Annotated in this window: 12 protein-coding genes, 2 tRNA genes and 1 pseudogene; 12 read left to right on the top strand and 3 right to left on the bottom strand. The window is 68.9% G+C overall.

Going from position 1 to position 12,743, the window contains the following annotated elements; genetic code table 11:
• A pseudogene (locus V6U77_RS28705) lies at positions 1–525 on the bottom strand (hypothetical protein); the annotation flags it as partial.
• 166 nt (positions 526–691) lie between these two features.
• Here V6U77_RS28705 and V6U77_RS28700 point away from each other — a divergent pair.
• The 5 genes from V6U77_RS28700 to V6U77_RS28680 all read left to right on the top strand — a co-directional run bounded on the left by V6U77_RS28700 (position 692) and on the right by V6U77_RS28680 (position 4,869).
• The gene (locus tag V6U77_RS28700) at positions 692–1,189 is read left to right on the top strand and encodes a hypothetical protein (RefSeq protein WP_334609880.1); all 498 of its coding nucleotides are present in this window, start codon (positions 692–694) and stop codon (positions 1,187–1,189) included.
• Between the two features lie 383 nt (positions 1,190–1,572).
• A tRNA-Ser gene (locus V6U77_RS28695) sits at positions 1,573–1,663 on the top strand.
• Positions 1,664–1,699: 36 nt separating this feature from the next.
• A tRNA-Arg gene (locus V6U77_RS28690) sits at positions 1,700–1,772 on the top strand.
• Positions 1,773–2,851: 1,079 nt separating this feature from the next.
• A complete protein-coding gene (locus V6U77_RS28685) occupies positions 2,852–4,207 on the top strand; it encodes a helix-turn-helix domain-containing protein (protein WP_334609879.1) in 1,356 nt (451 codons plus the stop codon).
• The gene (locus V6U77_RS28680; protein ID WP_334609878.1) at positions 4,204–4,869 is read left to right on the top strand and encodes a 2'-5' RNA ligase family protein; all 666 of its coding nucleotides are present in this window, start codon (positions 4,204–4,206) and stop codon (positions 4,867–4,869) included. The genes V6U77_RS28685 and V6U77_RS28680 overlap by 4 nt, the downstream gene beginning before the upstream one ends.
• Positions 4,870–5,332: 463 nt before the next feature.
• Here the strand turns inward: V6U77_RS28680 and V6U77_RS28675 are convergent, their stop codons facing one another.
• Both V6U77_RS28675 and V6U77_RS28670 read right to left on the bottom strand, forming a co-directional pair.
• Positions 5,333–5,827, bottom strand: coding sequence for a DUF5956 family protein (locus tag V6U77_RS28675; RefSeq protein ID WP_334609877.1), 495 nt, complete (start codon positions 5,825–5,827; stop codon positions 5,333–5,335).
• Positions 5,828–5,940: 113 nt separating this feature from the next.
• The gene (locus tag V6U77_RS28670; protein WP_334609876.1) at positions 5,941–6,735 is read right to left on the bottom strand and encodes a hypothetical protein; all 795 of its coding nucleotides are present in this window, start codon (positions 6,733–6,735) and stop codon (positions 5,941–5,943) included.
• A 407-nt stretch (positions 6,736–7,142) separates the two neighbouring features.
• Between V6U77_RS28670 and V6U77_RS28665 the strand changes: the two genes are divergently transcribed.
• The 7 genes from V6U77_RS28665 to V6U77_RS28635 all read left to right on the top strand — a co-directional run bounded on the left by V6U77_RS28665 (position 7,143) and on the right by V6U77_RS28635 (position 12,420).
• A complete protein-coding gene (locus tag V6U77_RS28665; RefSeq protein WP_334609875.1) occupies positions 7,143–7,394 on the top strand; it encodes a hypothetical protein in 252 nt (83 codons plus the stop codon).
• Positions 7,391–7,666 (top strand): hypothetical protein, encoded by a 276-nt coding sequence (locus tag V6U77_RS28660; RefSeq protein WP_334609874.1) that lies wholly within the window; start codon positions 7,391–7,393, stop codon positions 7,664–7,666. Before V6U77_RS28665 ends, V6U77_RS28660 begins: the two co-directional genes overlap by 4 nt.
• Before the next feature lie 262 nt (positions 7,667–7,928).
• Positions 7,929–8,621: a GOLPH3/VPS74 family protein gene (locus tag V6U77_RS28655; protein WP_334609873.1), complete on the top strand. Its 693-nt coding sequence runs from the start codon at positions 7,929–7,931 to the stop codon at positions 8,619–8,621.
• Between the two features lie 41 nt (positions 8,622–8,662).
• On the top strand, positions 8,663–10,153 hold the full coding sequence (locus V6U77_RS28650) for an APC family permease (RefSeq protein ID WP_334609872.1): 1,491 nt from the start codon (positions 8,663–8,665) through the stop codon (positions 10,151–10,153).
• Between the two features lie 12 nt (positions 10,154–10,165).
• Complete coding sequence (locus V6U77_RS28645; RefSeq protein WP_334609871.1) at positions 10,166–10,822, top strand: GNAT family N-acetyltransferase; 657 nt, start codon at positions 10,166–10,168, stop codon at positions 10,820–10,822.
• Positions 10,819–11,451 carry a GNAT family N-acetyltransferase gene (locus V6U77_RS28640; RefSeq protein WP_334609870.1) on the top strand — a complete coding sequence of 211 codons (633 nt, stop codon included), beginning with the start codon at positions 10,819–10,821 and terminating at the stop codon, positions 11,449–11,451. Before V6U77_RS28645 ends, V6U77_RS28640 begins: the two co-directional genes overlap by 4 nt.
• Positions 11,452–11,583: 132 nt before the next feature.
• Positions 11,584–12,420 carry a hypothetical protein gene (locus tag V6U77_RS28635; RefSeq protein WP_334609869.1) on the top strand — a complete coding sequence of 279 codons (837 nt, stop codon included), beginning with the start codon at positions 11,584–11,586 and terminating at the stop codon, positions 12,418–12,420.
• Positions 12,421–12,743: the final 323 nt, after the last annotated feature.

Here is a 12,743-nt window from a genome sequence, read left to right as displayed (position 1 = left end):
GCCCGCCTGCGCGACCAGCGGCGCCGCCAGCCGCCACGCGGCCTCCGCCGCCCGGGGCCAGCCCGCCGCCTCGGGCGCCTCCGCCGACCGGGCCGCCGCCAGCGCGGCACGCGCGCTCTCGGCGTCCGGGTGCACGCGGGTCAGCACCAGCAACTCCACCGCCCGGTCCGGATGGGCCGGGTCCCGGCCGTACGCCGCCGCCAGGTGAAGCACCAGGTTGGCCTGCGCCCACAGCACCGCCGCCAGCTCGGCCACCGGCGCGAAGAGCCCCGCCAGCGCGGCGGTCGCCCCGCCCGCCGCGGCCTGCCGGACGAACCGCCGGGTCGCGAGCCGCGCCAGCCCGTCGGCACCCGCGTCGGGGTACGCCTCGCGGAGCCGCTGCGCCCAGTCGCGGGCGCGCGGCCCGACCGCCTCGACGGCGGCCAGGGCCAGCAGTTCCGGTGCGAAGGCGGGATGCTCGATCAACCGCGCGGCGGCCAGCCGAAGAACGGTCTCAGGCGTACGCGACGGCGATGCTCCCGCCACCTCAGCCTCGGCGCCGGGGGCGGCAGCCGCGGGCGCAACCGCAGCTGTGGGCGGAGTCGGGGTCGGATCCGGACGCTCAGTCGGAGCCGGAGCCGGAGCCGGAGCCGGAGCCGGAGCCGGAGATGGAGATGGAGCCGGGGTCGGAGTCATCGGGGCGGCCTTCGTCATGGCCTTCCTCGTGGCCTTCTTCGCGGGGGTGACCTTCTTCGCGGGAGCGGCCTTGCGGGTGGCGGGATCGGTCCTCGCGGCCGGGGTGGCCTTCTTCGCTGCCGCCCTCTTCGTGGGCTCCTTCTTCGTGGGCTCTTCCCGCGTGGGCTCCTTCTTCGCGGTGGTGCTCTTCGCGGGCTCCTTCTGCGCGGGGGCGACGTTCTTGCCGGAGTTCCCCGTCCCACGGGCGGGCGGGCCCGTGGGCACCTTGCGGGCGGTGGGGACCTGCCGCCCCGCGGTGGCCGCTCCGCCGGAGTCCGCCGGTGTGGCGGGCGGAACCCCCTGCCGGCCTGCTGATCCGACCCCGCTGTCCGGCGGCTCGGCGGCGGCAACTGACACCTGGCCCCCGGCTGCGGCGGGAGTGTCGGCACCGCTGTGGGGAACGTCACTCCTGCCGTCCTCTCCCGCCTGGCCGGGTTGCTCCCGGGGCGCCGGCTCGGCCGGGCGGTCGGCCTGACGGGGCAGCGGCGAATCGGCAGAGGGCGGTTGGAAGAGCACTGCGGGCGCGGATCGGGCCCGCCTGGGGCGCTTCCCGGAGTCCTCCGGCCCGGCCGGCTCAGGCGGTGCGGGAGGCGGGCTGAAGGTCGCCTCCGGGGAGCGTCGGCGCGCTCCCTCAGCAGGCTCTCGGCGGTTCGGCTCGCGCGGCGGCTGCTCCTGCATATCGAAGGAGCGTAGTCCCGATCACGCCCACGCACAGCAGTGAAAGGCGAGGTCGGGCCGGGCCCCGGCCTCGTCAGGGGCCGCTCGGCGCGCAGGTGGAGGGGCGGATCGGGGAAGTCGCTTTGCTCCCGATGGCTGGTGCCCTGTATCCTCGGGCGCGGTGGTCTGCAGGGCCGCCAGGGAGACTTCGCCTAGTCTGGTCTATGGCGCCGCACTGCTAATGCGGTTGGGGTCTTAAAGCCCCTCCCGGGTTCGAATCCCGGAGTCTCCGCGCGAAAGCCGGGTGTGTAGACTGGCCAAGCACCGAGCGCCCGTAGCTCAACGGATAGAGCATCTGACTACGGATCAGAAGGTTAGGGGTTCGAGTCCCTTCGGGCGCACTTCACGATCAAGGCCGTGACCAGCGAAAACGCCGGTCACGGCCTTGATCGCTTCTACGCGTTGGGATCGATTTTCCCAGGATTTGGAATCTGGTGCTCCGATGGTGCTCCGTTGTCACTGTGCTGTCGTGGCGGGGGCTCGTGCGGGTCCGTTCTGACCAGTGCATTTGCGTGTCGCCTGGTCTGGATCATGGACGAGATGCCGGTGCGTCGGGGTACGGCCGTTGTCCACGGTGGTCACCGCTGTGGATCTTTACTCCGAGGTGGGTGCCTGGGGCGGTCGGCCGCCATTGACCTGGCCTGGCATAGGGTGACGAGCGGGGTCGGGATGTCGGCCGGAGCGAGCATCGGCGATGAAGGCGGGGATGCCCCGCATCTGATTTGTGCTCTCTGATCGCCCGGCGGCCTCGGCGAGGACCTGCACGATGACGCCGTGGCGCTTGTGCTCACAGCCGGGGTAGCAGGACCGATGTCCGCCGCTAGCGTCCACTCGGTGGGCACCGAAGACGTTGCCGGCCTCGTCGGACTCCTCGCCGTCATCGGCATCGGCTACGCATGGTTCAACCGCGACCGCGGCGACGACTACGACGGCGGCTACGAATAAGTTTGGTACGAGGAAGAATGACGCTACGAGGAACACTGGCGCGAAGACTGAGCCGCTGGGCTTTACTCGCCGCGATCCTCGGCGCTTGGGCTTCCGCCGCGCGGTGTGGTGCGGCAGTTGGCTATCGTCGCTCCATCCGCCCCGTTGTGAAGGGCAGGTGAAGGGCCGTCAACGACGTCAAGCCGGATGGTCCGCTTCGGGCGGCGGGATACCCGAGCCGCTGGCCAGTTGCGACATTGTCGGCATCTGCCGACATCAACTCCGACAAATTTTGACACCGCGAACTGCTCTGCAGGGGTGCCGTCGGTCTCACAATGAGACCGACGACAGGTGTGCTGTGGGCGCGACCCTTGGCACTATCTGCGTTCGGCAGCGACGCGCGGCCTTCGGGTGCATGGGTGACTGTCAGAGCTGGCAGCTGTGGTCTGCACGCGTCGGGGCCGCAGCGTCTGCAGGGCGATCGGAGTTAGAAGCAATGGCCAACAGCGACGAGATCCAAGCTGCCCGTCGTGCGCTCGGCCGGCAACTCGCCGAGTTGCGAAAGGCCGCCGGTCACACTCAGCATGGTTTCGCCCGGCTCGTGCAGTACGGTCGCAGCTCCGTGGCGAACACCGAGACCGGTCATCAACACCCTGACCGCGCGTTCTGGGTCCGCTGCGACACCACGCTGCAGACCAAGGGCTTGCTTGCCGCCGAGTACGACCGCATCGCCGATCTGGACCGCCGGCAACGTCGCCTATCGGTGATGCAGGCGGTCGAGCAGACGTCTAGGCCGATGACACTATCTCCCACCAGCCCCGACGCACCTTGCGCGGACGACACCACCGTTCTGTGGGAGCACGAGGACAGCATCGACGCCCGTCGGCTGGCGCTGAAGTCCGCAGCCGACGACGACGCGCGCCTGGCGTACCTCGAGAGCGAGGTACGCCAGGCGATCTGCGACAACGAACGCCTCACCCCGGCCCTCCTCACGGCACGTATGCGACCGCTGCGCGCCTACGTCGACCAGCTCATGGCCGGCCGGCAACACCCACCGCAGCGCGCTCGGCTCTACACCGCCGCCGCCCACCTATCCGGACTCCTCGCCGCCCTCGCCTTAGACCTCGGCGCGTTCCGCCTCGCACACGCCTACGCCGCCGAAGCCTTCGACCTCGCCGACGCCGCCAAGGAGCCCGACACGCAAGCCTGGGCGCGGGCGACACAGAGCTTAATCGCGTTCTACACCGGCGACTACCACGACGCGCTGGCCTACGCCCAGGACGGCCTGCGCCGCGCCGGCACGAGTCCACACCGCATCCGCCTCACGATCAACGGCCAGGCGCGAGCCCTTGCCCGTCTCGGCGATCGCTACGGCGTCGACAGCGCTGTCGATCGAGCATTCGCCATGCTGTCCGACTACCCACCCGTCACCCAGGTCAGCACAAGCCTTGCCCTCGGCCCGTACTGCCAGGCCAGGACAGCAGCAAACGCGGCAACCGCCTACCTGGCCCTTGACCGCACCGCACACGTCAACAACCACCTCGCCATCGCCATCGCCGCGTTCGATTCAGCCGGGCTGCGGGGCCCGCAAGCACTGAGCCGCCTCGATCTGGCGACCGCGCACCTGCACGTCGACGACCCCGACCCCGAACAGGCGGCCACGCTGGTGATGGAAGCGCTCACCCTCACTGCGGACCAGCGCTTCGAGTCGGTTCACCAACGTGCCCGGCAGTTTCTCGCCGTCGCCGGGCCGTTCGCCCGCCACCCGCGGCTGCGGCAGGTGGCGGACCTGCTCGCTGAGCGGACTCAGGTCGCAATCGCAACGCCGCCGGCTCTACCATCGCCGTCATGACCAGTCGGGAACTGGCCAGCCTGCACCAGCGCTGGACCGCCTACCAGGATCTGCCCGAACTCATCGAACACTGGTACTGGCGCCCGGGCTGGCGAGCCGACCGCCGGTTCTACACCTGGCACCTCACCTTTGAACACCAGCCCGAACTCCACCGTTTCGTCACCGACCTGCAGCGCCAGCTGGTGCTGCCGGGGCTGGACCTGGTGCCGCTTGATGGTCTGCACCTGACTATGCAGGGCCTCGGCTTCACCGACGAGGTCAGCGCCCCCGACCTCAACACAATCGTCGCCGAAGTCCGGCAGCGTTGCGCCGGCTTGGCGCCGCTGGAGTTGTCCCTCGGCCCCGCCGACCCTGACGCCGAAGGAATCGGTCTGCTGGTCCAACCCTGGGACCGCGTCGAACATCTCCGCGCCACCATCCGGGACGCCATCGGCGCGGTGTGGCCAGCCGTGCCCGAGCCCGCGGACGGATTCCGGCCGCACGTCACCATCGCCTACAGCGGCTCACCGGCGCCGACAGATCCGATACGCGCTCGGCTAGCCGAACTCCGTGACCAGCCTCCGGCGCGGGCGACGGTGAGCGAGGTGACGCTGATAGCGCTACGGCGGGAGAATCGCACCTATCGCTGGACGACTGCGGCAACGGTGTCTCTGGCCGGGTGACCCCGCCCTGCCGTCAGGCGTGAGAACGGCTTGCTCCGGAACTCCGACCAACTCCGCAGGCGCGATCCAGATATACAGCCTGCGATGGGTGACACGCGTCAGGTCTCTGCTCGCTATGCCTTTCAAGATGATCCGGCCCCGTCGAAGTGCCTCGGTCGGCACCGACTCCTGCGGCCATGCAGCTGCCTGCTGATTTGGCGGATCTGGAGGGCTGGCTCATCGCCGTCCTCCGGGATGCACCTCCTGAAGAAATCTTCGCCGCTGTCGCCCGCGCCGAACCACCCGTCGGCGAACAGCTAATCCCAAGCAGGTAGCGGCGGCGATGCGTGGGAGCTGTCCTCGTCGACCAGTTGTTCCTCGCCGCCCGGCGAACCTGACGGCGGTGGGACGTCGCTGGGTCGTTACCGAAAGGGACGTTTGAGCGGGTCTGTTCAACGGTGACGAGATGTACACCGAGGCGCAGCTACACGGCGTAGAGGCGTGCAAGCGCCGTGCGGATGGCCGGAACCGCTTCGGCGGGGTGGTGGCCGGGATGCAGGTGCATGATCGCGGCGTAGACAGCTTCGTCGATGTCTCTGACGGTGAGGCCGTTGGGTAGGCGTTGGAACCAGCGGTGGCCGGTCGGCCGCTCCGGCAATCCCACATCGCGCAGGTATGAGTTCGCTGCCTCATCGATGATCGCTTGATCGTTCGCTGTGCGTGGCGGGTGAAATGTGTGCTCTCCGGTGCTGTCGCTGACGGTGACCTCGACATGATGTTGTCGGGTTTCTCTGCACCGGGCCAATGTGGCGGGGGCGGCGAGGTAGCCGAGCATGGCATCCCAGCCGGATTCGCTCAGCTCCCAATATCGGCCATTCGGGGTGTCGATGGCGCGGTAGCGGTCGGACGTTTCCGGCGGTGGACCGGGGAACGGCTGGGCCGTGTCCCAGGCGTTGGGTGCGGCGCTGGTGTCGGCCATGCTGCTCCTTAGGCCTCGCTACGGCCAAGGTCCCGGCCTCCGTCGAGGAGGTCGGGGCCATGGTCCACGCATCCATATTGAACTGTGATGGTACGACTTGGTACGGAACGGGATCAGAACTTGCAGGGTTCGGCGGTAGACCCATAGCACTTGAAGCGTGCCGTCTCCAACGCAGGCGCCGTGCGGGCGGAGTAGCCCGCGGGGGTGTATTCGGTGTTGAAGGCCGCGTAGTACGCGGCGGGGTTGGTCAGGAAATTGCCGTAGATCGTGGGGCTGTTCCAGCGGTACGAGCCGGCACCGCTGAGGCGCCCCGGGTAGAGAGCGTGGTCGCCGCAGTTGGCGTCCGGCCAGTTGTCGATGACCTGGTAGCAGTTGATCCAGGAGTCGGTGAAGGTCAGCGACGGGCCGAGGTCCCAGATTAGGGAGACGGTCCACCGGCCGCGTCGGCCCTGAAGGCTATTGCGGATGATCACGTCGTAGCTGCCGATGACGCCGCTGGCGTTGCCGTACACGGCGTTGCCCTTCGTTTCACCGATGTAGCGCTGGTAGTCGATGACACGGTGACATATGCCGCTGCCCTCGCACCACGTGTCGTAGTCGTCTGCCAGCACCGACACCGGGCCAGGGGCCGGGGCGGTGGTGGCGGCGACCGGCGTGAAGGTTGTGGTGGGGGAGCCGTGGGCATCGCGGCGCGTGCTCGTCAGGCCGGCGCTGGTGCAGCTCCACTCCGGCAGCCTCTGCTGCATGGCGAGCGCGATGCACGGCGCGAGAACCTTCTGGGCGCCGTCGTAGGTGTTCTTCACGCGCTTGCCGGCCACAGCCGGAGCGTTCAGGGCCGCGACGCCGAGCACGAAAGCGAGAAGGCCGGCAACGAGAACCCCACCCCTTCTGAGACTACGAATGTCCACGCTTTCTCCTTTCACATGCGCACGTGCTGACGCGACCCATCGAACATCCCGGATGGCAATGTCGATAAGGATTGTCGGCGAGCTCCGACAATCCACTGACAGTCTCGTCTCCCTCGTGCGACCACAGTCGGGCCGGCCAGGGACTTCGCCCTTGTTCCTTCCTGCGGTGGCAACGGTGAAAGGGTCACCCGAGGGAATGTCGCCCAGATGTCGGAACCCTTGGGTTCGGGTAGCCGACATCAATGGGTATCGCCTTTAGTCCTTGATGTTGACGTGGCGGACGAATGGCCCCGATGCCACTCGCGTTCGTCCGATTCCCGTGCAGGACTGCCCTGCACCCAACCGATCGGGGTGCGCGTCGGTGCCGGGAGGCCCGGCCGCACATGCCGCCGAAGGAGGTAGCGCCGATGCGGCGCAAGTGGTTCGCTCCCGCCGGCGACGGCGAGACCTACAGCCCTTTAGGCATTGACTGTGAAGGCGCGGCCACGCTGTTCGGGAGCCGCAGCGGCTGGGCTCGCATACACACGGCCGACCCCGACGAGCAGACCGTCCAGGAGTTCGCCGAGACCAACCGCGCGTTCTGGGCCTTGCTCGACCAGCAACCGCCGCCACAGTCGCTTCGGCGGCTGGAGCCCCGCCGACGGAAGGGGCAGGCGTGAAAGCGGCACCCCCGATCCCGCAGGTCGTCGCGGACACCCTCTTGCAGCTCGGCGGCGACGACTGGTCCCTTGGCCGGGACCTCACATCAGGCAGCCGGGTCGACGTCGTTGTTGTCAGGCTCCGCACCGACCTGGCGCACCTCAGCGACGAGTGGATGTGGGTGACCGGTCACCACCCCGAATGCCTGTACCCAAATGCCGACGAGCACCTGCCGTGCATGGAGCTGCGGGTCCGCGTTGCCGCGCTACGTCGGTACGCCAGCGCGACATGAGCCGCAGCGACGAACCCTGCGGCCCGGCCGACAGGTATGCATCCGCGCGGATGACCGACAAACAGCACGCCGACGGCCGCATCTGTTTCCACTGTAGGCCCGACGGCAGCTGCGAACAGAACGCCTGGGCGCAACAGGAACTTGCCCTCCACCTCATCCGCCGCCTAGAGAACGCGGCCGCTGCAGCCATCTCGACGAGTAACCCGGAAAGGCCAGCCGCGTGCACACACATCCCGGCGTAGCCGACGACGCCCCTCGGCATTTGCGCGGTCAGCCCGCCGCGCCGCAGCGTCACGTCCGGGCTGTAGGCAACGCGCCTACTGGGCCGACGCTGCTCGCCGACGAGTTCTGGTTCATGGCCCACGACGACCAGACCGGCCGGCCACGCCTGTTCGAGTCCGCGCTGAACCACGGCTTGGCCGCCGCGCTACTCGCCGAGCTGTACGGCGAAGGCCGGATCATCTTCAAGCAGGGGCGGATCGAAGTGCTCCAGCCCTGGCCGCCGAGGGACTGGCTGCAACACGTCGTGCTTGACCGGCTGATCGCACAGCCGCAGCACAGCGACACCCGGACGTGGTTGGCGTTCCTGGCCGCCACGGCCAGCGAGCAGGTCACCACCCGCATGTGGCAGGTCGGGCTGCTGCGACGACAGCAGGTCGGCCGGCTGTGGCGTCAACGCACCATCCATGTGCCGACCGACGTGAACGTCGCTGCGTCGTCGTGGGCGCGGCTGTCGGTCGACCTGCGTTTCACCCGCCGCCTCAACTCCTTCGACGTGGTGCTCGCGGGCCTGGCCCTGCACACCCAGCTAGACACGGCCCTGCTCGACGGCGCGACGCTAGCCGTCCGTACCCACCTGCGTCAGGTAGTCGCGCAGGCCCCACAACCGGTACGCGACCTGCTCGCCGACCTCAGCAGCGCCGTCGGCGGAAGCGTCCTGAGTCACCGCACCTGACGTGCGGTCAATCCCGACCACCCTTTGCTGAAAGAGACCCGATGCGTACATCGAAACCCGACACCGTCTCGGCTGTGCTGGCACGCGGCCGTCTCGGGATCCCGTCCGTAGTGTTCTTCGTCATCGCCGCGGCGGCGCCGCTGACCGTTGTCGCTGGTGGCGCGACCACCGGGTACGCCGTCACCGGCGTCGTCGGCATCCCCGTGTCCTACCTTGTCGTCGCCGCGATCCTGGCTCTGTTCGCTGTCGGCTACGTGGCCATGTCCCGGCGCATCGTCAACGCTGGCGCGTTCTACACCTACGTGACGCACGGCCTCGGCAAGCCGGCCGGCGTCGCCACCGCCTTCGTCGCGCTGCTGGCGTACAACGCGATGCAGATCGGCCTCTACGGCGGGTTCGGCGCGGTGCTGGCCCAGTTCCTTCAGGACCGCTACGGCTGGAACACCACCTGGTGGCTGTGCGCCCTGGCCGCGTGGGCTGCCGTGACCGTTCTCGGGCTGTTGCGTATCGACCTCAACGGCAAGGTGCTGGCCGTGGTGCTCGTCGCCGAGTGCGCCGTCGCGGTCGTCTTCGACGTCGTCATGGTCAGCAACCCGGCCGCCAGCGTCAGTTTCGACACGCTCGCCCCGTCGCACATCTTCGCCGCCGGCATCGGCGCGGCGCTGGTCACCGCGATCACCGGTTTCGTGGGCTTCGAAGGCACCGTCGTGTTCAGCGAGGAGACGAAGGACCCGCGCCGCACCGTACCGCGCGCCACCTACATCGCCGTCACGATTATCGGCCTGCTCTACGGGCTGTCCGCGTGGGCGATGTCCGTCGCCACCGGCCCCGACAACATCGTCGACGCCGCCCGCACCGACGGCACCGACCTCATCTTCAACCTGGTGTCCCCACACCTCGGCAGCAGCATCGTCACGGTCGGCCGGGTCCTGTTCATCACCAGCCTCTTCGCAGCGCTGCTGGCGTTTCACCACACCGTCGCCCGGTACCTGTTCGCACTCGGCCGCGAGCGTGTCCTTCCCGCGTGGCTTGGCCGCACGAGCCGCCGCACCGGCGCACCGAAGGCCGGCTCAATCGTCCAGAGCGTCATCGCGGTAGCCGTCCTCATCGGCTACGCGGTGGCCAGCGCGGACCCCATCGTGCATCTGTTCTTCTGGATCACCGTCACCGGCGGACTCGGCGTGCTGATCCTGATGACCGTCACCTCCGCCGCGGTGGTCGGATTCTTCGCCCGCACCCCACACCGCGACGGCCTGTGGCGTAGCGCGATCGCGCCGCTGGCCGCTGCTGGCGCGCTGGCCGCCATTCTCGTCGTCACCATCCAGGAGTTCGACGTCCTGCTCGGGGTCGCCGCGACGTCGCCGCTGCGCTGGTGGTTCCCCGCCGCCTACGGCATCGCCGCCGTCCTCGGCGCCGTATGGGCGGTGATCTTGCGCGCCACCCGCCCCGACGTGTTCACCGCGATCGGCCTCGGCGCGGACAGCGCCACCGCGCCGGTCCGCACACCCGACGCCACCCGCCAGCCAGCCTGACCAGGAGCGACCATGAAATCGAACAGCACCCTCACTATCCGCCGGGCCACACACGACGACGCCGGCCCGCTCATCACCGTGCTGGTGGAGGCGTTCCTCGGCGGTCCTGTCGCCGACTGGCTCGTTCCCGACCTGGATGACCGCCGCGCGGTCTACTTCCGCTACTTCAACTTGGTTCTCCACCACGGGCTCCAGTACGGGCGCGTAGACACCACCTCCGACCTGTCGGCCGTCGCGATCTGGTACACCCGCGACGAGGTTCCTCTGCTGGCGTCAACCGACCACTACTGCGCGGTGGAAAAGGCGACCGGCAAGTACGCGCCGAAGTTCCTGCTGCTCGACGCCATCTTCGAAACACACCACCCACACGCCCCACACGACTACCTCGCCTACGTCGCCGTCGACCCACGCCGCCAGAGCCGAGGCGTCGGCTCGGCGCTGCTCACCACCGCCCACCAAACGCTGGACGCGACCAACCGGGCGGCGTACCTGGAGGCCAGCAATACCCGCAACAGGGACCTGTACCTGCGCCTCGGCTACCGCCAAGGCGCACCGATCCACCTGCCAACCCAAGGACCGCTGATCTGGAGAATGTGGCGCGGCCAACCGACCGACGGCACCCCCGCACCGTTCCCAACGGACCTCCTACCACGCAGGCGGCCACTGTGAGCGGCCCCGCCCTGGGCACGACCATCCGCCCGGCGACACCCCAGGACGTCGCCGCGATCACGGTGCTGCTGGCCGGCGCACTCGACGGCGACCCCGTCATCCAGTGGCTGCTGCCCGATCCCACCGAGCGCATCACCGTCCTGCACCGCCTGCTCGCCGTCGATATTGACCACGCGATCGAAACCGGGACCGTCGACGTGACGCTGAACCTCTCGGCGGCCGCGGTATGGCGCAGACACGACCCGGACGCCCCGCGCTGGCCGCTCGGGGACCACCACCTGTCAACCTTCGCCGGCACCGCAGCCCACCGCCTGTCGGAGCTGAACTCCGCCATCGACAGCTACCGGTCCTGGGCACCGCACCACTGGCTGTCGTGGCTCGCCGTGCATCCCGCCTACCAGCGACAGGGCCTCGCCGGCGAACTGCTGCGCCGGCACCACCAGGCCGTCGACGGCACCGGATGGCCGGTCGACACCGTGGTCACCACCGAGGCCGCACGGGACGCGCTCCGCAACCACGGTTACCGCGCCGCCCTGCCGCTGAACCTGCCCAGCGGACCGGAGCTCTGGCCCCTGAGCCGAGGCGCGCGCCCGGCCCGCCCACCAGATGCTTCCCTCCGCCACTGCTGATTCACCTGGCACGCCGAACGGCGCCAGGCCACCCCCGATGGTTCGGCGCTGATCCCACCCGCAACGCCACCACCCAGCGAGGAACTGCACAACATGCTCATGCCCCGACGAAACGCTCCCACCCAAGTCGTGGTGGGTCTTCTCGGCAGCGTCCTGCTCACCGCCTGCCAGTCAGGCCCGCCGGCCAACCGGTCAAAGCCGACACCAGCGCCGCCGTCGCAACCGCAGCCGCCCACCCCGATGCCGCCCTCGGCCGCCACCGGACCGAACCTCACCGCGCAGCAACGCCTGACCGCCCTGGCCACCAGCGTCACCGCCACACCGGCCGACCACACCACCGACCAGCCCTACACCTACCTACACCTGCAAATGTGGAACCGCGCCACCAACGCGATCACCCGCACCGACCTGCGACGCTGGCGACGCAGCGCAGACAACTCCGGACGCGAGATCACCCGCCGGCTACCCGACATGCTCGGCGTCGACCACCGCCCCGACCCCGACGAACGAGAACTGTTCGCACACGCCCCACAAAAGACCACCCAGTACGGGCAAGGCGCCTTGCGCCACTACCTACCCGAGCCGCCACCCACCGACCCCACCACGCTGGCCCACGCACTCGCGCCACCGATACTGGCCAACGAACCCGCGTACCCCCTCCTGCTCGCCTCCGGCGTCGTCGGACTCGCCACCAGCCAATACCTCAACCAGGAACAGCGAACCGCCACCCTGCGAGTCCTGGCCAGCATTCCCACCATCACCTACCAAGGCGAGACCACCGACATCGCCGGCCGCACAGGCCTGGCCTTCGCGGTGACCGCCGACGGGTCAACCTGGCAACTCATCATCGACGGACGCACAGGCGAACTCCTGGCCGCCCACGAACGCGTGACCGGCAAACGCCCGGGCCTTTTCTCATACGTGCTCATCCTCGAACGCAGCCACACCACCACCGACGAGCGCCGCTGAGCCACCCACCCAGTTCGAGTAGGAAGGCAGGAAACATCGACCGCGCGTGATGGTATGGGCGCCAGGGCCGACAGCGACTGGAGGATGTCAGCCCGCTGCGGCCTGGCTGCCTTGCTGAGTGACCCGACGAGCCTGTCGTCCGTACGTCGTCGGTTCGCTCCCGAAGATCAACAGGCCGTTGGTTGCGTTGCGCGCTGCGTGCCAGGTGGCCGACGGAGCCTCGCTGCTTGCTACAGATCTTGAAAGGCCAGGTTCGTCTGATGTGGATGGCGTTGCTGGTGTGACGGTTGTGGTGTCGGGTAGATCGGCGGTATGAGGTATCC

It is taken from the genome of Micromonospora sp. CPCC 205546, assembly GCF_036902715.1.
Lineage (GTDB): Bacteria > Actinomycetota > Actinomycetes > Mycobacteriales > Micromonosporaceae > Micromonospora.
This window is presented reverse-complemented; position numbering and strand designations above follow the sequence as displayed.